Genomic DNA, 22620 nt, shown 5'->3' on the forward strand with positions numbered 1-22620 from the left:
CCTGTGTCAGTGTACTTGCCTTCCCGTTCAGAATCACCGTCACATCCTTTGCCCCCACCAGCGAGAGTTTGCCGTTCCTGTCCTGCACGCCCGGCAACTTGCAGATAGCCTCGTAGGCATTGTTTACGATATGTTTTTCAGAGATGGCTGAAATATCATAATTCAGCTTCCCCTTTTCCACGGTAACAAACGGGCGTTCCCCCTCGATTACCACTTCCTCCAGATTATAGTCTTTCGGCTCCAAGGTAATGATACCAATATCACGGGCCTGTCCCTTAACCTGCCTGGTCTGATAAAGTAGATGCTGTACGATGAGCTGGTAACTCTCCGGCTCGGGCTCAAGTATGAACGTACCGTCGGCCGCAGAGATAGCTGCCCCCAGATAGGTTGAATCAGGCAACTGCATGACAATGGTAGCACCTTCCACCGGCTTTCTGTTTGTATCTACCACTTTTCCTGTAGTCTGACTGAAAGCAGAAAACGAAAATCCTGCACAAATCATTGATAACGCTATTACTATTTTATTCTTCATATATCAGCAATATCTTATTTTCAAATTCCTTCAATATCTCAATTCAAATAATGATTCAATAAAGATTGGTTTCCTCTCCATACTCTATCTCGTATGATTGTGGGTAAAATATACCCAACACCCCTTTTAGGATACGTTTCTCGCCGGTTACCGGATGACTCGCATATATATTAAACCATACACCGTAATATTTATACCAGCATTTTATTCTACATGTCCTTTGTTTGTTCGGGCTTACACTAACAGTTTCTTTTATTTCAAGCATTTCTTCAGGAAGTGGCAGATTTTGAACGGCAGCAGAGAGAGGCAATGTGACTGTTGACATTACCGGGCTACCTTGGGAGATAACAGGAACTGGAACCTTCGGAGCATCCTTACCGAATATCTTCAACTGTGCCTCTGTCAGCAGCGTTTCCCATTCATGCTCGTTTACAAATGAATATTCTATCTTAAAGTTTTTATATGGATATACATCGAAAGTAGATACATGTTCTGTAGGATTTATGCAACCATAAACATCTCTTTTCTGTATCATACTGTCCATAACACTATATGATGATACCGTATATACAATGCTGTCGAGATTATATCTGCTCGATGGCTCTATATCAACTGATATTTGCTTGCTGTTATACCTATTTCCTATATTCAGGTATATTCTCTTTGTCTCATAATCCGTGTTTTCCGATTTAGAGAAGACAAGATGTGTTGCATCCTTACGTTCAATAGTAAGTTTTATGTCAGGATGTGAAACTACCAGTTTTACCAGTTCTAACCCATCTGTATAGAGATACGAATCTTGATAAACCAGATTTCCGTCATGTCCATAGATATCCCCATTTATACCGTAGTAACTACCGTCTTCACCCACAAAAAATACTGACTGTACATCCCAATTGGATGCGTCAAAGCCAATCTCAGAAACTGAATCTTTTTCCGAAAGTCGCACTTCACTGACTGACGGTGCAAAATCGCTGATAAAGACCTCACTGTTGCAGCCATGCAGTATTGTTACAGCGGTTATAACGGTAAGTATTGTTTTCAGTAAAGATTTCATGTTCATAATCGACCTGTTGTTTATTCATTATCTTGCGTTGAACCTATACCCGATGCCTAACATGAGATTATTCGGGTCCTTGAATCGGTAGAGCTGATATCCGGTATGAAGGAAAATGTTCTTTGTTATGTTTGTCTTCAACACGAATGTCTGATAGAATGAATTAGTATCAGAACCCTTACAGATAAAGTTCTTTCCTATACCTAAGTTGATAGAAAAGATAGGCATTACAATCTCCGCTCTTACAGAAATTCCCGTAGAAAACTGTTCCCGGAACGAAGGTCTGAAGAATTTAAGGTCTTCCGGAGTTGAAGGAATCTCATCATTTGCGATGTGTTGTCCGATATTTGCACTTTCATCGTATTGCATGTCGAGCGAAAGCCCGGCTCTGAAATACCTGCTGAAATTATAGAGAGGATTGAAGTTCAATCCGATGATTCCGAACGAACCTGGTGCCAGCAGCGGATCATGATTTTCCGGGAAAACTCCTCTTTTCCGTGTAGCTCCATAAACGATCAGGTCATAACTGATATATCTGTCAAATTTCGGATTGATCAGTTTGTTCAACGTCTCCTTTTCGTTTTTTTCACCTCCGAAACTTCTTGTGATGCCGATTGATGCGCCTATGGTATTTACCCCGGCATTAGGATAGCTGGTGTTACCGTTTGAGTAGTGTGTCACATCTATGCCGGCTTTCAGGTTCGTATTTGTTGCGATCTGCCAGTTCAGAAGGAATCCCAAGTTTATATATGCATTGATTTTAGAGCCTACCACCGTATTATGGGGATTATTCTCTTCATCAAATTTCTTCCATCCGAATGAAGCTCCAAAGTTCCATTCATAATCAAATGAAAGTTTGGGTGAAATTGTTGCGATTCTTGATGTCTGAAATACATACACGGCAAGCGGATTGCCTATTTCCTTCGAATTGAAAAAGGTGTTATAACTTATACCTATCCCCTGTATGGCATAAGGATACAACCTGCCCAGTTCAGAATCGGGAGAGAACTTGAATCCATACTTCAAATGTCCGGCAAAACTTGAATTTATTCTTTTTCCTGTGTTGTTGGCTCCTTTGAAGAACTCATGGGTAGGAAATACGTAGGAAGGTCTGAAATCAAGACCTATAATATGCTTGGGCCTTTTTCTCTTTGTAACTTCCACGTTATCGGAACTTATAGAGTCATTATAATCTTGAGCGCATACGATATGTGCAAAAACAAAAGAGAACAGGAGTATACATATAGGTCTCATTTCCAAACACATTTCTTATCAGACTGTTATATCCGTTATAATCATTCGTTTATTAATTCCTTCAATTTCTTTTTCAATAACCCATTGTGAAGCTGGTTTGCCACAATCTCCCCGTTACTATCAATCAGAATACCATGCGGTATGCCGGAGAAAGGAAAATTCTCTTTCACCCTTTGGCCTTCCGTTGTGTCAATCAAAGAATTAAACTTTATCTGATATTTTTTTATGGCTGTCTGAAAATCATCCCTGTTCTTATCTATTGAAATCAGAAGGATATCCAGTCCTTTTTCCTTATATTGGCTGTATGTCTTTTCCAGTTCAGGAAACTCTACAATACAGGGAGCACAGCCGGAAGACCATAAGTCGATATACAGGTATCCGTTTTGAGGGATAAACGAGGAAAGCTTCCTTCTTACTCCATTGACATCCGGAAATTCCATATCCTTTATCTTCGTACCAATCTTGGCATCCAGTTCCTTCTGTTTCCGGTCCATATCCAGGCGAAGCTCATAGTACCATTTTACTTTTTTGTCGGCTTTCACTTCTTCCGGCAGTGTAGGATAGGTTTCGAGGAAATGAGGGTCATACACAGAACCGATTTCATTGACAAATACAGTCCTGCCCACGATATTGTGTATATTGTCAAGCTGAAACTTTACTTTATACTCGGTGTAGACCTGTGCCAAAGAATCATACACCGATGTATCCGGATCGTCTTTTCCTTCTATGCTTCTGTGATATTCCCTCTCCCCCATTTTTTCAATCCTACGGGTTTCAGTCAGGTAACCATTGTAAAGGTCATTCATGGGTGTGCCCGAGACATGATAGACTGAGTCAAATGCTATATTCACTGTTCCTTTTTCAGCAAAGAACATTCCTCTCACCGGACTCAACGTGTCATTGACCGAAAGATAATATGCCACCTCAGGATTCTCTTCTAAACTGAAATTAAATTTTCCATTAAGTAAGGTATCACGACCTACAATAATCGCAGAATCATTCTGAAAATAATATAACTCTACGGGAGTTCCTTCAGCACAATCTTGGCATACACCTTCGATATTTACCACTTGGTGCTTTTCACAACCTGCCATGATGATAGTCCACACGACAGCCCAATATAAATTGACAGACTTCATTATAAGATATTACTTTAAGAACAGTCCTCAAAAGTAAATATTATCTACGGAATACCAGTCTACCTGTCTCCTAAATAATCCTTTCAGCAAGCGATTATTGTTTAATGAATCACAAAAACTATTATTATTCTCCCTAAAAATAATACGTCAACGAAGCCACAAACGTTCTGAACTTGGTATCGGGATTATTCTGATAAGTCTTTGTCATGCCCCAATCGTATCCTATGGCTATCTGTACATGGCGGACTATCTCTACTCCGGCACGAAAGCCCACTCCCCAATCGAAGCGGGGCATTGTTCCGTCCTTAAACACATTAGAGGAAACTGTTTTGACGACTTCCGGCTCTCCCAAATTGCTGCTAATCTGCTTCATTTGACCGAACAGACCGACATTGAAGTGAGGGCCGGCATCTAAAAACAGACTGATATTCTTCCCGACTTTCAGTTTATAACCTAAGTGAATGGGAATATGAAGATAGTAAGGCGTACTGTCATATTCGTAAGTATTTTCGTTCATCACATAATAATAAGGGCTTTTCCAGCCGTAGGAAGAAAACATAAGTCCCATATCCACATACAACCCTTTCGCCGCCTCACGGAAGGCATATTCTCCTTTCAGTCCGGCATGAAAACCGGATTTAGGCATGTTTTCCTTGGTGGAGTGATGATTATATCCTCCTGAAAGTCCGTACCTGAATTCCTGTGCCTGCACCGAAGCAAACAACGACACACACATGGCCAACGTAAGTAAAAGTCTTGTCTTCATAATCTTATGGTTTTAAATCAATTATCATTCTTTTTCTTTCGGAGAGCTTATCCAATCGCTTTCGTACACATTGCATCCTCCTAAAAGTCCGATGCCGTTTTCCACATTGGTATAATGGCTGCGGATAGGAGCCAACCCATATTTTCCCAAATCATTGTTTTGGATACGATTGAGCGCCTGCAAGTAAGTGTACATTTCTTTCGACAGCTTGTACAAATAGATTTTATACGCGATGGTTACCTTTTGCTCTTCACCTTCATAACCAGGATCGTAATATGTACCCACCTTCAGCGTATAACTCTTCCCGTCTATCCTGCTGTCATCCCAACAATACAGATAGCGGTAATACTCTTTCGAAATATCGAACACATCATCAAATCCGGTCTTTTCTGAAAGCAACGGTTCCTTTTCCAAATCTAGATCTACAGGCATATACTGTATGGTATCCCGCATTTCGGGGCTCACATACACCGTCTTTTTCTTCTTAATGACTCTCATCCCATAATAATCCTCCGTACCGGCCGTATCGGTGAAAGAGACGCGAAACTGTATGCTCCTGCCATAATTGCCGTCTGTCAGCACCACCTCCAGTTTATCCAATGGAAAGGCCTTCGGTATCACCGTTTGTGCCTTGGCGAGCGGTAAATCGGGATAAGAGACTTCCATCTCGATACGGTCGCCGTCTTTCAACCTGCCCAACACATAATACGACTGAGCCGGAAGTAACTCGGTAGCTGTTTCCGTGTAATTTATCGCTTTCTCCTCTCCGTTCAGTTTGAACAACAGCGTAGGCTTTCCGTCTGTACTCGCCTCCTTGCGATAAATCGGCCTGCTCCGGGCCACCTGTATCAAGGTCGTATCACTCCCCGTAAAAGGCATGCAGAAAAGCACGGCCTTGCTCTCGGCATCCATTTCTCTCAGACTGAAGTCGTGTGTACACGACTGGCATATAAAGAATCCTAAGAGGATAAACCACATTCTGTATCTCATACGAATTTAAAATTTAAGTGTGTAACTGAAGGACGGTATGACAGGAAACACCCCGTGGGCTTTCCCCACAAACGTACCGTCCGGATTTTGCTGCACAGTGGCATAGAGCGGGTTCATCCGGCAATACGCATTATACAGACTGATATTCCAGATGCGCTCGAAGCCTCTTTTCGTGGTTTTGCGGAAATTTATTCCTACATCTAATCTGTGATAAGCCGGAAGGGAGACATTGTTGGGCATCTCGTACACCAGCATCCCTTCATTTGTCCTTTCCACTCCCGGTAGGACAGGAGCATCCACCTGCTGCGATGGAAGGGTGATGCGGTTCCCACTCCGATAGTTCCACGAGGCGTAGGCATCAATCCGGTCATTGAACTTATACGAGATAGAGACCGAGAATTTATGCCGGTTGTCGAACTTGTCGGGATACCATACGGGATAGAAATCCGGGAAATACCGCTTGCTCCACGACAAGGTGTAGGAGGCATCAACCGAGGTTCTCCCATTGCTGTAACTGACATCCGTCTCCATCCCGTAGGCTTTTCCTTTTCCGGTTCTCACCTCGTTCTCCCACCGGTCTGCCGCCGGGTTAAGCATGCCACTGCTGCCGTCATATTCTATCAAGTTGTCCATGGTCTTATAGAATCCCTCCAGGCTCCACCGAATGCCATACGGCAGTTTGCCGTAGACTCCTGCGGCCCATTGCCGCGATTTCATCGGCGTAATGCGTGCGGTAGAAGGCACCCAATAGTCAGTAGGCAGGTTCAGGTAAGTAGCCGAAAGCTGGTGCATGAACTGGCTCATCTCCGTGTACGAAACCTTCAGACTGGCATTGTCGCACAGTCTAAGGTTGATTGCCGCACGCGGCTCTATCGAATGATATTTCGTACCCGATATGCCAAACAATGTGTAATGTATCCCTCCATTCAGTTTCACTCGTTTGCCTACCGACAGGTCATCTTCTGCATAAAGCGTGAATTCATTGCTCCTGTACCGGCTGGAGATTTGGTTGGTCAGCGCGTTTTGAGAAACATCGCCGTACTTGGAATAATAATTCTGGGGCACAAAAAGATGGTGCATATAGTTGGAGCCGAAACGGATATGATTCCAAGCATTCGGACGATAGTCAAACTCCATCCGGTAGCCGAAATCATGGATGGTGGAACGATTGCGCTGCTCTTTTACGATGGCTCCCTTCATTCCTTCAATATACCCCAACTGTTCTTCACTCAGGTAATCGAATTTCGACTGATTATGGGTATAAACCCCTGTAATATTGGCAAACATTTTGTGCGAGAAAATGTATTTCCAGTTGACGGATGCGGTGAAGTTTCCCCATTGCAGACTGAACTTGTCTACATTGGTCGGCTCCGGGTCAAACAGGTATTCTTTATGCCTGAACTTGAAAAGGTCATTCCCCGAATAAAGGCTGATATCCGCACGACTTTTTTCCGAAAAAATATGGGTCACCTTTGCATTGAAATCATGAAACGCATACCGCAGATTCTGCTTGTTCCGACGACTGGAGTTTATAATGGCAAGAGCCGGAGCCGTGAGCAAGTCCATCCACGTACGGCGCAGAGCCACATTGAACGAAGTACGGTTCTTCACAATCGGTCCTTCAAACTGTATTCTTCCTTCTAAAAGTCCCAGTGTGAAACTGCCCCGGTACTCCTTCATGTTTCCGTCATTGGTACGTACATCGACCACCGAAGAAAGCCGCCCGCCATAGCGTGCCGGGAAGCCACTCTTATAGAAATCGATATTCTTGATAATGTCCGTATTGAATGCAGAAAACAATCCTCCGGCATGGTTCACCTGATACAAGGGAGTACCGTCCAGCAGAAACAGGTTTTCATCGTTGTTGCCGCCATGCACGTACAATCCGGAGATAAGCTCCGTCCCGCTGGCCACTCCCGAGAGGCTTTGAAGTTTCTTCACCACATCGGGCGAACTCATAAAGTTGTTTCCGCTCACAAAATCCTTTGCCGTAAGCGACACCTTCCCTGTCTGGGTGGTATATAAAGGAGAATTCAAATCGGCAGTCACGACCACCTCCTCGATTTGATAATCCGATTTCAGCCAAATATTTTTTGTTTTATTTCCCTTCAACGTAATCTCTTCCATCAGTTCTCCACTGCTGATGTGTGAGAATCGGATTTTGTGGGTTCCTTCACTCAAGGTCAGACTGTAAAAACCGTGCTCGTTAGTCAGTGTTCCCGTATGGGAGGTGATGTCCCACACGGTAGCATTGATAACCGTCTCTCCGTTTTCCTGATAGACGTATCCGCTTAACGTATAAGAAGACTGTTTTTTAAGTATCACATACTCGCCGTTCACCTCCCATTGGATGCCTGCATGCTCAAACAGGGTGGAAAGGGCACTTTCCAGACTGTTCATATCGAGATGCTTACCAACATAAGGAATGTCGAGCTTGATAGAAGCATCGTACACAAAGCTGACCGGATAGACTTGTTTCACCTGCTCCATCAGGTCTTCTACGGTGACCCGATGCTGTGCATGCAGGGATAAGGCATTCATCAAGGAAACCAGAAAAAATAAGGATAGGATACGTGTCTTCATCTGATTTTCTTTGTGATTTTTATATCCAGTGTTTTTTCAATCAACTCGATGATTTCCTCCAGGTTATCCGTCTTGAACTCTCCGGTAATCGTCCGGTAATGTGCCGACGAATACAAGGGCGTGCCATAATAGAGGGATAGTTCTTTGAGTACCTCTTCAACCGGGGTGTTCCGGTAAACGAATTTACCTGTCGCCCATGCCGACGGATTGGGCAAGGCCGGACGGCTCACCACCGGCATTTCGTCGCCATGAGTCAGCATGCCGCACATGTCTTTCGTGAGGATAATCCCGTCTTTGCCGTATCGGGCCTTGAACACCACCTTACCGGATTTTACATACACACGGGTAGCCGTGTCCTGTCTGGATTCGTCCACTTCAAACTCGGTACCCAGCACTTTCACCTGAGCATAGTTGCTCGTGGTCAGGAAAGGAGCATGCACATTCCTGCGGACGGAAAAATACACCTTCCCGGACAGGTTCACCGCCCGACATTCTTTTCCGTATGTATCCGCATCGTATGACACCGTGGCCCCTTGGGAAAGAATGAGTAGTGTACTGTCCGGCAGAAAATGCCGGCTCACTCCTGCCTCTGCCGTGAGACACACGGTATGAGGTTCCTTTCCATTCCACAGGGTATGATACCCCACGATACAAAGGAATATCGCCGCGGCTATACCCGAAAAATACATCCAGCGCCTGCCGGACAAATAGGATTGTCTCTCACCCATTATCTTTCGCAAGGCCTTTTGGGTATCCAGTTTCCCGTATGTGTAATACCGAAGGACAAACTGGAGTTTTCTTTCTTCTTTATCTTTCATGATTGAATGTGTTTTTAGCTAATACTGAAGGTCCGGCAGAAAATCCTATGCCGGAAACAAAAAATTATCCGAAAAAGAACAGATATACCTTTTGCACTCCTGCCTTCACGGTTTTAATCGCCTTGCTCATCTGGTTCTTCACTGTATTGACGGAGATATGCAATCTGACGGCTATTTCCTCGTACTTCAACCCCTCCCTCTTGGCCAGCAGAAACACTTCCCTGCACTTTTCCGGCAAAGAGTCTATTGCCGTCCACATACGGGCCTCATCGTAAGCCCATTCTTCACATTCTTCGTCCGAAAGAATCTCTTCAAGGTCGGAAGGCTGCACGTTGCTGTCAATCAATGAATCTTTCTTCAACGTGTCTATACAGCGATTTCTTACCATGGAGTACAGGTACGATTTAAGGCCACTTGCGTCGACTCCCCTGTTCTTCCGCCTCCACAGTTCCATGAAACAGTCCTGTACCGTATCTTCCGCATCATCAATATCTTTCAGATAATGCAGTGCGAACAGACAAAGCGGACGGTAATATTGAAGGAAATGCTCTCTGAATATTTTTGTATTGATGTCCATGCCCAAGTGTGATTGATAGATTCGCATTTTTAAAAAAACTCAGAATCGAAAGTTTACCACTATGAAAGGACCCGTTTTTTATCATATTTAAACACAAGGGCAGTTTTTTATACATTCTTTAAGCTGCGATACAAGAAAGGTAATAAACTTCAGCCACCGTACACGCTACATCGAAAAATGAGTGACAGAAGAACTATAAACCTGTTTTCTCAACGCCCCCACCTCTTTCTCTCCACCTCAAAGCACTTTCTATGTTTCCTTCCCGCAAAACATACGTTTCCCGATGCGGAAACCTACGTTTCGCGCAAGGAAAACGTACGGTTCCGCACCGGAAAACGTAAAAGACTTCTTTCCGTCCGAAAGTATTCGCTTTGATAATTCCAGCTATTTTTCGTAACTTCGCACGTTCATCTAACAAGAAGAGACACATGTCAGAAAATGATTTTATTACCATAAAGGGTGCCCGGGTGAATAACCTGAAAAACATCGACGTACGTATCCCCCGCAACAAGCTGGTAGTCATTACCGGACTGTCCGGTTCGGGAAAGTCGTCGCTGGCATTCGACACGCTGTATGCCGAAGGGCAAAGACGTTATGTGGAAAGCCTGTCTGCCTATGCCCGCCAGTTTCTCGGACGTATGAGCAAACCGGAATGTGACTTTATCAAGGGGATTCCGCCGGCCATCGCCATCGAACAGAAGGTGACGAGCCGCAACCCGCGTTCCACCGTAGGCACATCGACCGAAATTTATGAGTACCTGCGTCTGCTTTTCGCACGGGTGGGAAAAACCTATTCGCCCGTGAGCGGACAACTGGTGAAGAAGGACAGCGTGGAAGACATCGTGAACTGCATGCTGTCGTATCCGAAGGGTACACGCTACACCGTGCTGACGCCCATCCTTCCCCGCGACGGAAGAAGCATGGCGGAACAACTGGACATGGACATGAAGCAGGGATTCACCCGACTGGAGGTGGACGGCGAGATGGTACGCATTGAAGACTATACCTACCACGAAAGCGACAAGGTATACCTGCTGGTCGACCGCATGAGCTGTGACGACAGCAAGGATGCCATCAGCCGACTGACGGATTCTGCCGAAACGGCCATGTACGAAGGCGACGGCACGTGCATGCTCCGCTTTTACTTGTCGGACGACACCCGCCTGCATGTGTTCAGCACCAAATTTGAAGCCGACGGCATCAAGTTTGAAGAACCGAACGACCAGATGTTCTCATTCAACTCACCGCTGGGGGCCTGTCCTACGTGTGAAGGCTTCGGCAAGATTATCGGCATCGATGAACATCTGGTAATCCCCAACCGGGCACTGAGCGTGTACGACGGGGCTGTGCTCTGCTGGCGAGGCGAGAAAATGGGAGAATGGCTGAACGAATTCCTGCGGGAAGCGCCGGCCCACGATTTCCCCATCTTCACTCCATACTATGAACTGACGCAGGAACAGAAGGATTACCTCTGGCACGGACCGAGAGAGAAGGTCTGCATCGACTCTTTCTTCAAGATGCTGGAGGAAAACCAATACAAGATACAGTATCGCGTGATGCTGGCCCGCTACCGGGGAAAAACAATCTGCCCCACCTGTCATGGCAGCCGGCTGAAAAAGGAAGCCAGCTACGTGCGGGTAGGCGGAAAGAACATTTCGGAACTGGTGGAAATGCCGATTACCCAGTTGCAGGAATTTTTCCGTACCTTGACCTTGGATGCCCACGACACCCTCGTGGCACAACGGTTGTTGAGTGAAATCAAAAACCGACTGACCTTCCTGTCGGATGTGGGACTGGGCTACCTGACCCTGAACCGGTTGAGCAACTCGCTCTCCGGAGGCGAAAGCCAGCGAATCAACCTGGCTACCTCTTTAGGAAGCAGTCTGGTGGGTTCGTTATACATCCTCGACGAACCGAGCATCGGATTGCACAGCCGCGACACCACCCGCCTCATCAAGGTGCTGCGCCAGTTGCAACAGTTGGGCAACACGGTGGTAGTGGTGGAACATGACGAGGAAATCATCCGTGCAGCCGACTACATCATCGACATCGGTCCGAAAGCCGGACGACTGGGCGGACAGGTGGTGTATCAGGGCGACATGAAAGACTTACAGAAAGGCAGCGACAGCTATACCGTGAAATACCTGTTAGGAGAAGAAACCATCGACCCTCCGACCAGCCATCGCCCGTGGAACAACTACATCGAAATCAAGGGGGCACGCGAGAACAACCTGAAAGGCATCGACGTACGCTTCCCGCTCAACGTGATGACGGTGGTGACGGGTGTCAGCGGTTCCGGAAAGAGTACGCTGGTGCGCGACATCTTCTACAAAGCCCTGAAGCGGGAATACAGTGAATCGAGCGAACGCCCGGGCGAGTTTGTCTCACTGGGCGGCGACATCCATCAGGTGAGTGACATCGAGTTTGTGGACCAGAATCCGATTGGTAAATCTTCCCGAAGCAACCCGGTGACCTACGTCAAGGCGTACGATGAAATCCGGAAACTGTTTGCCGACCAGCCGCTGGCCAAGCAGATGGGATACAGTGCAGGCTATTTCTCGTTCAACACGGAAGGCGGACGCTGCGAAGAATGTAAGGGAGAAGGTACGGTGACGGTCGAAATGCAGTTCATGGCCGATTTGGTGCTGGAGTGTGAATCCTGTCACGGCAAACGCTTCAAGAACGACACATTGGAAGTGAAGTTCGAAGGGAAAAACATCTACGACGTACTGGAAATGACGGTCAACCAGGCCATCGAGTTCTTCACAGAACACAACCAGAAGAAGATTGTCAAGAAGCTGCGTCCGTTGCAGGATGTGGGGCTGGGCTACATCAAGTTAGGACAATCCTCGTCTACCCTTTCCGGAGGAGAAAACCAGCGCGTGAAACTGGCCTACTTCCTCAGCATCGAAAAGGCACAGCCTACCATCTTCGTGTTCGACGAACCAACCACAGGCTTGCACTTCCACGACATCAAGAAACTGCTGGAAGCCTTCGATGCCCTCATCAGCCGGGGACATACCTTAGTCATCATCGAGCACAACCTGGATGTCATCAAGTGTGCCGACTATGTCATCGACCTCGGACCGGAAGGAGGCGACAAGGGAGGCAACTTAGTAGTGGCCGGTACGCCGGAAGAAGTAGCGAAATGTGCGGCTTCCTATACGGGGCAATACCTGGCCGAGAAACTCAATCCGCAATCTTAACGCATCAAAATACATGACTCAAATACTTGAAACCCAATACAGCCGACTGACCGGACATGCCCCTGAAAGTGTGGAGGCACTACCGGGAGCCGGCTCCAACCGAAGCTATTACCGTCTGAAGGGTAACCCGACCCTCATCGGGGTGTGCGGTACTTCGCGCGAAGAGAACGAAGCCTTCATCTACCTGTCGCGTCATTTTCAGACACAGCATTTACCCGTACCGGCAGTGCATGCTGTTTCCGACGACGGACTCTGCTACCTGCAGGATGATTTGGGCACGGATTCCCTGTTCCAGCTCATCGCCCACGGAAGAGAGACGGGAGAGTTTGACGAAGCAGAACGAGACCTATTGAAAAAGGTCATCCGGCTGTTGCCCCGCGTGCAGTTTGAAGGGGCAAAGGGGCTAGATTTCGGGAAATGTTATCCGGCAGTAGAATTCGACCACCGAAGCATTCTGTGGGACTTGAACTACTTCAAATATTGTTTTCTGAAAGCGACGGGCGTAGAGTTCCGGGAAGATTTGCTGGAAGACGATTTCGATGCCCTCTGCCAGACCCTGATGGGAAGCATGGAAGCCCAACCGGTATTCATGTACCGCGATTTCCAAAGCCGGAACATCATGGTGAAAAACGGGGAGCCTTTCCTGATAGACTTCCAGGGAGGACGGAAGGGACCGACTTATTACGATGTAGCTTCTTTCCTCTGGCAGGCCAAGGCCCACTATCCGGACAGCCTTCGCCAAGAACTGATAGACGAGTATTTGGACGCCCTTCGCCCGTACAAGTCAATCGAAAAGACAGAATTTCTGTCCCGTCTGCGCCATGTGGTATTGTTCCGCACGCTGCAGGTACTGGGTGCCTACGGATTCCGCGGGTATTTTGAAAAAAAGGCCCATTTTATTGAAAGCATACCTTTTGCCATCGAGAACCTGCGCCAGCTGTTGCAGGAGGGCTTCCCGGAATATCCCTATCTCTGCGAGGTGCTGCAGCGCATGACGGAACTGAAACCGTTTGCCATTGTCCGCAACCGCCGCAACCTGACCGTGACGGTGATGAGTTTCTCCTACCGGAAAGGGATTCCGACGGACGAAAGCGGAAACGGTGGAGGATACGTGTTCGACTGTCGCGCCGTACACAATCCCGGACGCTACGAGCAATACAAGTCGCTCACAGGACGGGATGCACCGGTCATCGAGTTTCTGGAAAAGGACGGAGAAATCACGGAGTTCCTGCGCCACACCGATGCCTTGGTAGATGCCCACGTACAGCGTTTTTTAGAACGGGGATTCTCTCACCTGATGATTTGCTTCGGCTGCACCGGCGGACAACACCGCTCGGTATATTCCGCACAGCATACGGCCGAACACCTGCATGAGAAGTTCAAAATTAACGTACACCTGATTCATCGGGAACAACAAATAGACCAATTACTGAAAGCCAAATGAAAGCCATGATATTTGCCGCCGGACTGGGTACCCGGCTCAAACCGCTGACCAACCACATGCCCAAAGCCTTGGTGCCGGTGGCCGGACGCCCCATGCTGGAGCATGTGATTCTCAAACTGAAAGAAGCGGGATTTACCGAACTGGTCATCAACATCCATCATTTCGGGGAACAGATTCTCGATTTTCTGAAAGCCAATCAGGATTTCGGACTAACCATCCACATCAGTGACGAACGTAAAATGTTGCTGGATACAGGAGGCGGAATCAAAAAGGCGGCTACGTTCTTCACGGGAACGGAACCCTTCCTGGTACACAATGTGGACATCCTGTCGAATGCCGACCTGAAAGAAGTCTACGAATTCCATCGGAAGAGCCAGAATTTGGCTACCTTGTTAGTAAGTCCACGCAAAACCTCACGCTACCTGCTGTTCGATACAGACAACCGTCTGCAGGGATGGATTCACAAAGACACCCTGCAAACCAAACCGGAAGGATTGGTATACGAACCGGGGAAATACCGCGAATATGCATTCAGTGGCATCCACGTGATTTCACCGGAACTGTTTCATTATATGGATGGAGAACAATGGAACGGCAAGTTTCCCATCATGGATTTTTACCTGCACACCTGCCAGCAGCTCCTGCTCGGCGGATACGTGAAGGAAGATTTGCAACTGATTGACATCGGCAAACCGGACACGCTGGCCCGGGCCGAAGATTTTTTACAGCATAAACATTAATACCATGTAACAGCACTACCCGTATTGCTTCGCTGATCCCACTTCAGGGCATCGGTCAGCATACTGGAGTTGGCACGGATGGAGAAGTTGTAGGAAGTGAACGGACCGAATACCAATCCACAGCTCATATTGAAACAGTGTAAGTCGCGGGTAATGTTCAAGGTAGTCATAGACATTTCCTTGGTGGTAAAGTCGTATCCGGTAGAATACGTCATGTTCCAACGGCTACCAATCTTGAAGTTACCCGACACGTTCAAAGAGTGAGTCAATGAATACGGATAACGCATCTTCTTGATGTTGATATCCTTCGTACGGTCTTCACGAATACTGTAACTATAACTCAAACTGATGCTCCAAGGGAACTTAAATGCCAGGTAACCGTCTGAATCGACAGAAGCCTTTTCTGTCTTTCGCATATTGGATTTATTGTCCTGTTCTTCGTTTTCGTCCGTATCCTCGTCCTCATCTTCCGAATCATCCTTACCCTTCTTATCCTTATCTTCCTTATCCTCCTTCTTACTGAAGAGTTTCTTGAAGGTGTCGTTGTTTAAGGTATAAGAGAACGAACCGCTGTATCCCTGGAAACGTCCGAAACGTCCGTAAGACCATTCTGTGCGGTCACCGACCACCACATTACCGTTCTCATCAAACTGATAAGCATAGGTAGCGAATGACGCATTCATATTGAACGTATAACTCTTGGTCAACTTCAGACGGAGGTTCATGCTCAAGTCACTCCACCGTTTGTTGGCCACATCATAAGAAAGAGAAGCCCCCAACTGGTCAATCAGACTGATTTTCTTATAACCCGTGGTATCCTTGTCCGACCTCATCTTCATTTCAAGGTTATTATCGACCGAGAAACTGATGTTCTGCGACATGTTCTTTCCAGGCACTCCATACACAGCTCCTTCATACGGTGAATATTCCACGGTACGTACTTCCCCGTCTTCGTCGGTATAAGTATAGGTATCATAATAGCCATAACGTGCCTTACCGAAATCCGGTGTATACGTATAGCTGACTGTCGGCGTAAAGACGTGACGAATCTGAATTTCCTTGCTCTTCATGAACAACGGTTTGTACATACCATACAATTTGGTGTTCATCTGCAACGCCAGGTTATAGTCGTACACACGGTTAAAGCCGTTCACGGTATCCCGACGTACATGGTCTCTGGAAGCCGGACTCGGGTCATAACTCTGCTTCACCTTTCGCAAATACCAGCGTTCTGTGTAATTGAACGAAGGCACGATGTTGATGTACTTGAACAAGTTGAAAGTAGCCGAAACTGGAATCTTATGCTGCATACCATTTTCCCACTGGGTCAACGGAGTCTTGAACAGCAAATTGTCTTTTGTACTGATAGAGTTCGTGATACTTCCGGTATACTGCAAAGAAATTTTCTCATACCAGCGTTCATCGCCTGCCGCTTTCTTCCGCTTGAACGGATAAATACGGTTCAACGAAATGTTGACATCCGGCAAGGTCATGCTCAAAGAAGAATCACGCGTGTTCTGCGTGATATTGAACGCTCCCGAAATGTTCAAACCAATTTCCGGGAAGTTACGGGAATAGCTCACACTGGAAGCCTTGGTATTTTGGGCATACTGCTGTGGATTATACAAACTGCTCAAACTGGAGCGGTCGTAGCTACTGGTGGCGAAATTCACACTGGCCGAGAACGAACTGTTCGGATTGGCCTTGGCATCCTGTCGGTGACTCCATTGGATACGGAAGTCCTTCGATACCGAATAGTCGGGCATGTTCTTTTCACCGGTTTTCGTCACCAGGTAACTGGCATTGAAAGAACCGCTGTATTTGTAGCGTTTGTTATAGTTGGATGCAGCCGAAAGTCCCCATGACCCTTTTGTAAAGATTTCGCCCAACACCTTCAAGTCCATCTTGTCGCTAATGGCGAAATAGTAACCTCCATCGCGCAGATAGAAACCACGGTTCATTTCATCTCCATACGTCGGCATGATGAAACCGGAAGAATAACTGCTGTTGAAAGGGAAAAATCCGAACGGTACGGCAATGGGCAACGGCACATCCTCTACCACCAGCTGAGCCGGGCCGAACACTACATTCTTCTTAGGACGGACCTTCGCCATGGACATCTTCAGATAGAAGTGCGGATGGTCATGATTGTCACAGGTGGTATACATCCCTTCACCCATGAAAATCTCATCATTTGCGCCTTTCTTAGCTTTTTTACTGGTTACATACCCTTCACCCTGCTGAGTCACAATGTCGTTGATAAATCCTTTCTTCGTCTTGAAGTTATAGCGCATAATTTTGGATTCGTACGGAGTCTCCCCATCCTTGAATACCGGCGTACCACTCTCCACACCCGTTGTATCGGTCACGCCTCTTGCATAGACCGTACTACTGTCCATATTCATGGAGATAATAGCCGAAGTCAGCTCGATGTTCTGGTAATTAACTTTTCCTTCCCCGTAAAGATGCGCATAGCCTCCCTTGGTAAAGACAATGGAATCACTGGCCTCATAAATGACAGGGGCATCCAGCGGCTCCTTCTTCTTGGCAGTGTCTGCGGCCAAAGTATCTATGCCCAGCGAATCCATCGCCAATGAATCCCGCTGAAGAGAATCGGCTGTCACAGAATTTCGGTCCCCTCCCCGCATACGTTTTCCTCTCACGCGCTGCGCTTCGGCATAGAATGAGCAGAAAAAGCCAAAAACAAACAAGGATAGCAGTAAATATATGGTTCTTTTAAATGATGTCATTACCGTTTTCTTACGCAATATGCGGTGCAAAAGTAAGCATTATCCGATAAATAAACGCCAAACCCTTTCTTATTTATGTATTTTTAGTTCTATAAGAAGAGTTTACACCATGCATCGAAACGGGTGAGACCTTCGTCTCCATGCTTCTCGATGCTCTTCCGGGCCTTCTCCACACTCTTCTCCTTATCCAGTTTGGTCTTTGAATAGAACTTATCGGCAAAACAGATAATCTGTTCTTCCAAGCTGACAGGAATCATATCACGGTGAGGTATCGGCAGATTCTGATCAATTATGCTCTGCAACGAAAGACCAGCCCCCGTGTGACGCTCACACACTAAGGCATGACGCGGATACCCTTCACGCGCCACTAACTCTGCTCCCAGATAGCCGTGACAGATATAAGGATATTTGCCAAAACAGTAAATACCGTCGGCATCGGTCTCGAAAATACCAATGTCGTGCAGCATGGCGGCTTCCTCGATAAAAGTCAAATCTAAATTGAGTTCCGGATGTTTCCGGGCCATGGCCAGTGCCTTGTCGGCGACCGAACGACTATGTACCAGCAGGATGTGTCTCAACTCATTTTCTACCGGATAATATTTATCTATCAATGCAAGTGGATTCATATTAAAGGTGCTATATTTGTAAAACGTCTCACAAATCTATAAAAAATCCATGAGTTACACGAAAAGATTCCGATGGAATTACATACTGACGCTCTGCTGTCTCTGCTTTTGGGTCCTTCAAGGACAAGCCATCGTACGCAACGGGGCCGACCAACTGGATAAATTACTTCCGCTACTGGAAGGAAAACGGGTTTCGCTCGTCGTCAACCACACTTCACTTTGTGGGAAAGCCCATTTACTGGACACCCTGTCTACCTACCTCAAAATCGTACAGGTATTTGCTCCAGAACACGGATTCCGTGGAAACGCCGATGCTGGAGAAGTGATCAAAGACGGAAAAGACCTTAGGACGGGAGTACCCATACGTTCCCTTTACGGAAAAAACAAAAAGCCTCTTCCCTCCCAATTGGCAGGCACAGACGTAATTGTCTTCGACATGCAGGACGTAGGCGCCCGGTTCTACACGTATATCAGTACGCTCTACTACGTGATGCAAGCCTGTGCGGAAAATCATAAGGAACTGATTGTATTGGACCGCCCCAATCCGTGCGACTATGTAGACGGTCCGGTACGCGAAAAAGCCTATAAAAGTTTTGTGGGTATGCTTCCCATTCCGGTACTTCACGGATGCACGCTGGGCGAACTGGCCCGGATGATCAACGGAGAAGGATGGCTGGGCAACCAGCTGCAATGCGACCTGCACCTCATCCCCGTGGAAGGCTGGAAGCACGGACAGTCCTATTCGCTTCCGGTCAAGCCCTCTCCCAATCTTCCCAATGATCTATCCATCGCACTCTATCCTTCTCTCTGCCCGTTTGAAGGAACCTCGGTCAGTATAGGAAGAGGTACCCTGTTCCCGTTTCAAGTAGCTGGCTCACCCGATTTGAGTAAAGTCTTTTCCTTTCACTTTACCCCCAAAGCACTGGAAGGCTTCGACAAGCATCCCCTGCACCGTGACCGTACCTGCTACGGAATAGACTTACGTACAACCGACCAACTCCCTCAAGGCTTTTCCTTGCAATACGTCATCCAATTCTACCGGGCCTACCAGTCCCTCTATCCAGATGCTGCCAAACGGTTCTTTACCCGTCCCCAATGGTTCGACCTGCTGATGGGAACCTCACAAGTACGCAAGGATATCCTACAAGGAAAGACCGAAACGGAAATCCGCCGGACATGGGAAAAAGATTTACAAGCTTATCGGGCCATTCGTGCCAAATACCTGCTGTATGAATAACGCATAAAAAAGGCGGACCGCAGAATCTTTTAAAAGGAACTGCGGTCCGCCTTCGTATGGAATTTTTCTCTACAATTATTTTTTCTTCATTTTCTGCATCATACCGGCCATCTTACTGCCTGTCACCATCTTCATCATCTTGCGAGTCTGGTCGAACTGCTTCAGCAAGCGGTTCACTTCCTGAATGCTGGTACCACTACCTTTGGCGATACGTGTACGGCGTGTACCGTTCAGAATTTCCGGATGAGTACGTTCTTCCGGTGTCATGGAATAAATGATGGCTTCAATGCTCTTGAAGGCATTGTCGTCAATGTCGATATCCTTGATGGCTTTTCCCACTCCCGGAATCATGGAAGCCAGTTCCTTCAGGTTACCCATCTTCTTAATCTGGTGAATCTGCGTCAGGAAGTCGTTGAAGTCAAACTGGTTCTTCTGGATTTTCTTCTGCAAACGCTTTGCCTCTTCTTCATCGTACTGTTCCTGTGCACGTTCTACCAAAGAAACGATATCACCCATACCCAGGATACGGTCGGCCATACGAGCCGGATGGAACTGATCTACAGCATCCAGTTTTTCACCTGTACCGACAAACATAATCGGCTTGTTTACGACTGTACGAATAGAAAGAGCTGCACCACCACGGGTATCACCATCCAACTTGGTCAATACTACTCCGGTGAAATCCAAACGTTCGTTGAATTCACGAGCCGTATTCACCGCATCCTGTCCGGTCATGGCATCTACCACGAACAGAGTGGCATCTGGATTGATAGCTTTCTTGATTGCTTCAATCTCGTTCATCATCTGCTCGTCGACCGCCAGACGTCCAGCCGTATCGACAATTACCAAATCGTAACCTTTCGCTTTCGCTTCCTGAATGGCATTCAAGGCAATCTGTACAGGATCTTTGCTGTCCGGTTCGCTGAACACCGGCACTTCCACCTGCTGCCCCAGCACTTTCAACTGTTCGATAGCAGCCGGACGATACACGTCGCAGGCTACCAGCAAAGGCTTGCGGTTTTTCTTGGCCTTCATCATACGGGCGAGCTTGCCAGAGAAGGTAGTCTTACCAGAACCTTGCAAACCTGACATCAGGATGACAGCCGGACGGTTTTTCAACTCGATTTCTGCCGTATCTCCTCCCATCAGGGTAGTCAATTCATCGTGTACTATCTTTACCATCAACTGGCTGGGCTTGACTGCTGTCAAGACATTCTGTCCCAAGGCTTTTTCCTTTACCGTATCGGTAAAGTTCTTCGCCACTTTATAATTCACGTCCGCATCCAACAAGGCACGACGGACATCCTTCAAGGTTTCGGCCACATTGATTTCGGTGATTTTTCCTTCACCCTTCAATATCTTAAACGACCGTTCCAGTCTTTCACTTAAATTGTCGAACATATATGTTGCTTTTTATTTATTATCAAAATTTTCCAGCGTGCAAAATTACAAAAAAATCAGTATGCTCAAATCTTTTTATTCTGCCATTTTGCTTTTTTCAGATAAATGAGGCTGAAAGTCAGCATCAATATATAATAAATGACCTCGGTAGTGAAACAGATATCCACCGATGCCTGAAGAATCATGCCTACCCCTACCACATAAAGAGCATAGAATACTTGCACACATACTTCAAGCACCAAGGCAGCCTGTGTGTTTCCCGTACCGGATATGCCATTGAAGTACACATTGGCCAGCGAAGAAATCAGCATGGCTCCACACACGACATACAAGGCCGATACAGATTCGTGCCACAAGGCTTCTTCATTGGTATAAACTGACAGGATACTTTCAGGAAAAGCGACACAAAGTGCTACACACACTACCATAATCAAAAAAGACATGCGAGCTATTTTATGCAGCAACGTCAATACGCCCGCCACTCCTCCTGCCCCAATCAGGTTACTGACCAATGTATTGGCCGAAGTGGAAAGAGCCTGCACGGGTATCAGCAACACGACGTACACACTGCGCACAATGTTGGCGATTGCCAGCTGCCGCTGTCCCAAACGTTCCAGGGCCATGAAGAAGACAAACCAGATGGCCATAGCTAAGAAATACTGCACCATCGTGAAGCACGAAATGCGAAGAATGCGCCACACCATCGTCCAATCGAACTGCCCGAAACGGTTCAATCCGTATTTCTTCAAATCTACTTTATAATAGGTATATAGCAGGAAAAACACCAGTGAAGAAGCTTCCGCAATGACAGAGGCCAATGCAGCTCCCCGTACCCCCATCTCCGGCAAGCCCAATTCTCCAAAAACCAACCCATAGTCTAACACCACATTCACCAGTGCCATGACTACTGCGTTCAAAGTCAGTACCTTCGTACGGGTAATCCCGATATACAACCCCCGGAACATGACATTCACAAAAGCGAAAAGGAAGCCCCAAATGCGCCAGACAAAGAATTCATACGTGGCTTCATAAATGGAATCGGAAGTAATCAGCAGGCGAATCAACGGTCCGGCAGAAAAATACATCAATGCCAACAGGCAGACGGCCATTCCAAAACTGAAAGCCGTGCCTTGCCACATGACCGGTCCCACGGCTCGATAATTGCCTTCACCGTTGCGTCGGGCTATCAGTATCTGTGAACCGACACTGAATCCAAAAGCAATGGTGTACACACAGATATACAACAATCCTCCCATGGCCGATGCCCCCAATGCGACCTCGCCCACACGCCCTAAAAAGGCCGTATCGGTCACGTTAATCACATTCTGAGCCAGCAAGCCCAGAAAAATCGGATAGGTCACATGCCAGATTTCTTTATTGGTGTACATACGTCAGGAAATAAATTGAGTAAAAACCGCATACTTTTGCAAAGATATACATTTCGCACAAGATGTAAAGGAAAAGGTCTGAAATCACCCTCCCTCTTCATTCGTTTCAAGT

General features: G+C 46.9%; 17 protein-coding genes. 4 read left to right on the forward strand and 13 right to left on the reverse strand.

Going from position 1 to position 22620, the window contains the following annotated elements; translation table 11 throughout:
* The 9 genes from RDP42_RS09925 to RDP42_RS09965 all read right to left on the reverse strand — a co-directional run.
* Positions 1–502: carboxypeptidase-like regulatory domain-containing protein (locus RDP42_RS09925; RefSeq protein WP_374046973.1), on the reverse strand; the 502-nt coding region annotated here is incomplete at its 3' end.
* Between the two features lie 85 nt (positions 503–587).
* On the reverse strand, positions 588–1595 hold the full coding sequence (locus tag RDP42_RS09930; RefSeq protein WP_308763554.1) for a hypothetical protein: 1008 nt from the start codon (positions 1593–1595) through the stop codon (positions 588–590).
* Positions 1596–1616: 21 nt separating this feature from the next.
* On the reverse strand, positions 1617–2855 hold the full coding sequence (locus RDP42_RS09935; RefSeq protein ID WP_374046974.1) for an acyloxyacyl hydrolase: 1239 nt from the start codon (positions 2853–2855) through the stop codon (positions 1617–1619).
* 29 nt (positions 2856–2884) lie between these two features.
* Positions 2885–3982, reverse strand: coding sequence for a TlpA disulfide reductase family protein (locus tag RDP42_RS09940; protein WP_308763556.1), 1098 nt, complete (start codon positions 3980–3982; stop codon positions 2885–2887).
* A 133-nt stretch (positions 3983–4115) separates the two neighbouring features.
* Positions 4116–4748 carry a porin family protein gene (locus tag RDP42_RS09945; RefSeq protein WP_308763557.1) on the reverse strand — a complete coding sequence of 211 codons (633 nt, stop codon included), beginning with the start codon at positions 4746–4748 and terminating at the stop codon, positions 4116–4118.
* Positions 4749–4772: 24 nt separating this feature from the next.
* Positions 4773–5738: a DUF4249 domain-containing protein gene (locus RDP42_RS09950; RefSeq protein WP_308763558.1), complete on the reverse strand. Its 966-nt coding sequence runs from the start codon at positions 5736–5738 to the stop codon at positions 4773–4775.
* A gap of 6 nt (positions 5739–5744) precedes the next feature.
* Positions 5745–8321, reverse strand: a complete 2577-nt coding sequence (locus RDP42_RS09955) for a carboxypeptidase-like regulatory domain-containing protein (protein WP_308763559.1) — start codon at positions 8319–8321, stop codon at positions 5745–5747.
* Positions 8318–9139, reverse strand: coding sequence for a FecR domain-containing protein (locus RDP42_RS09960; protein WP_308763560.1), 822 nt, complete (start codon positions 9137–9139; stop codon positions 8318–8320). Before RDP42_RS09960 ends, RDP42_RS09955 begins: the two co-directional genes overlap by 4 nt.
* A gap of 64 nt (positions 9140–9203) precedes the next feature.
* A complete protein-coding gene (locus tag RDP42_RS09965) occupies positions 9204–9743 on the reverse strand; it encodes an RNA polymerase sigma-70 factor (protein WP_308763561.1) in 540 nt (179 codons plus the stop codon).
* 401 nt (positions 9744–10144) lie between these two features.
* On the opposite strand from RDP42_RS09965, the gene uvrA reads away from it, so the two are divergent.
* From uvrA to RDP42_RS09980, 3 genes are read left to right on the forward strand one after another with little or no spacing between them, the layout of a single operon-like run.
* Positions 10145–12922, forward strand: coding sequence for an excinuclease ABC subunit UvrA (uvrA, locus tag RDP42_RS09970; protein WP_308763562.1), 2778 nt, complete (start codon positions 10145–10147; stop codon positions 12920–12922).
* Positions 12923–12935: 13 nt separating this feature from the next.
* Positions 12936–14366 carry a phosphotransferase gene (locus RDP42_RS09975; RefSeq protein ID WP_308763563.1) on the forward strand — a complete coding sequence of 477 codons (1431 nt, stop codon included), beginning with the start codon at positions 12936–12938 and terminating at the stop codon, positions 14364–14366.
* Entirely contained in the window at positions 14363–15106 is a 744-nt protein-coding gene (locus RDP42_RS09980) for a nucleotidyltransferase family protein (protein WP_308763564.1), read from the forward strand. The genes RDP42_RS09975 and RDP42_RS09980 overlap by 4 nt, the downstream gene beginning before the upstream one ends.
* On the opposite strand, the gene RDP42_RS09985 is transcribed toward RDP42_RS09980, so the two are convergent.
* Both RDP42_RS09985 and RDP42_RS09990 read right to left on the reverse strand, forming a co-directional pair.
* Positions 15103–17754, reverse strand: a complete 2652-nt coding sequence (locus RDP42_RS09985) for a putative LPS assembly protein LptD (protein WP_308763572.1) — start codon at positions 17752–17754, stop codon at positions 15103–15105. The genes RDP42_RS09980 and RDP42_RS09985 overlap by 4 nt on opposite strands.
* Positions 17755–17945: 191 nt before the next feature.
* Positions 17946–18482 carry an HD domain-containing protein gene (locus RDP42_RS09990; protein ID WP_204474871.1) on the reverse strand — a complete coding sequence of 179 codons (537 nt, stop codon included), beginning with the start codon at positions 18480–18482 and terminating at the stop codon, positions 17946–17948.
* A 49-nt stretch (positions 18483–18531) separates the two neighbouring features.
* On the opposite strand from RDP42_RS09990, the gene RDP42_RS09995 reads away from it, so the two are divergent.
* Positions 18532–19719 (forward strand): DUF1343 domain-containing protein, encoded by a 1188-nt coding sequence (locus RDP42_RS09995; RefSeq protein WP_308763565.1) that lies wholly within the window; start codon positions 18532–18534, stop codon positions 19717–19719.
* 75 nt (positions 19720–19794) lie between these two features.
* On the opposite strand, the gene ffh is transcribed toward RDP42_RS09995, so the two are convergent.
* Positions 19795–21120 carry a signal recognition particle protein gene (gene ffh, locus RDP42_RS10000; protein WP_308763566.1) on the reverse strand — a complete coding sequence of 442 codons (1326 nt, stop codon included), beginning with the start codon at positions 21118–21120 and terminating at the stop codon, positions 19795–19797.
* A 65-nt stretch (positions 21121–21185) separates the two neighbouring features.
* Positions 21186–22508: an MATE family efflux transporter gene (locus tag RDP42_RS10005; protein WP_308763567.1), complete on the reverse strand. Its 1323-nt coding sequence runs from the start codon at positions 22506–22508 to the stop codon at positions 21186–21188.
* Positions 22509–22620 lie beyond the last annotated feature (112 nt).

This window comes from uncultured Bacteroides sp. (genome assembly GCF_902472605.1).
Classification (GTDB): domain Bacteria; phylum Bacteroidota; class Bacteroidia; order Bacteroidales; family Bacteroidaceae; genus Phocaeicola.

What these genes read in the sequence shown, in the direction of transcription:
- RDP42_RS09995 (WP_308763565.1), top strand. Translation starts at nt 18,532, where the DNA reads ATGAGTTACACGAAAAGATTCCGATGGAATTACATACTGACGCTCTGC.
- RDP42_RS09950 (WP_308763558.1), bottom strand. Translation starts at nt 5,738, where the DNA reads ATGAGATACAGAATGTGGTTTATCCTCTTAGGATTCTTTATATGCCAG.
- RDP42_RS09965 (WP_308763561.1), bottom strand. Translation starts at nt 9,743, where the DNA reads ATGCGAATCTATCAATCACACTTGGGCATGGACATCAATACAAAAATA.
- RDP42_RS09935 (WP_374046974.1), bottom strand. Translation starts at nt 2,855, where the DNA reads ATGTGTTTGGAAATGAGACCTATATGTATACTCCTGTTCTCTTTTGTT.
- RDP42_RS09980 (WP_308763564.1), top strand. Translation starts at nt 14,363, where the DNA reads ATGAAAGCCATGATATTTGCCGCCGGACTGGGTACCCGGCTCAAACCG.
- RDP42_RS09990 (WP_204474871.1), bottom strand. Translation starts at nt 18,482, where the DNA reads ATGAATCCACTTGCATTGATAGATAAATATTATCCGGTAGAAAATGAG.
- RDP42_RS09945 (WP_308763557.1), bottom strand. Translation starts at nt 4,748, where the DNA reads ATGAAGACAAGACTTTTACTTACGTTGGCCATGTGTGTGTCGTTGTTT.
- RDP42_RS09960 (WP_308763560.1), bottom strand. Translation starts at nt 9,139, where the DNA reads ATGAAAGATAAAGAAGAAAGAAAACTCCAGTTTGTCCTTCGGTATTAC.
- uvrA (WP_308763562.1), top strand. Translation starts at nt 10,145, where the DNA reads ATGTCAGAAAATGATTTTATTACCATAAAGGGTGCCCGGGTGAATAAC.
- ffh (WP_308763566.1), bottom strand. Translation starts at nt 21,120, where the DNA reads ATGTTCGACAATTTAAGTGAAAGACTGGAACGGTCGTTTAAGATATTG.
- RDP42_RS09985 (WP_308763572.1), bottom strand. Translation starts at nt 17,754, where the DNA reads ATGCGGGGAGGGGACCGAAATTCTGTGACAGCCGATTCTCTTCAGCGG.
- RDP42_RS09955 (WP_308763559.1), bottom strand. Translation starts at nt 8,321, where the DNA reads ATGAAGACACGTATCCTATCCTTATTTTTTCTGGTTTCCTTGATGAAT.
- RDP42_RS09940 (WP_308763556.1), bottom strand. Translation starts at nt 3,982, where the DNA reads ATGAAGTCTGTCAATTTATATTGGGCTGTCGTGTGGACTATCATCATG.
- RDP42_RS09930 (WP_308763554.1), bottom strand. Translation starts at nt 1,595, where the DNA reads ATGAACATGAAATCTTTACTGAAAACAATACTTACCGTTATAACCGCT.
- RDP42_RS09975 (WP_308763563.1), top strand. Translation starts at nt 12,936, where the DNA reads ATGACTCAAATACTTGAAACCCAATACAGCCGACTGACCGGACATGCC.
- RDP42_RS10005 (WP_308763567.1), bottom strand. Translation starts at nt 22,508, where the DNA reads ATGTACACCAATAAAGAAATCTGGCATGTGACCTATCCGATTTTTCTG.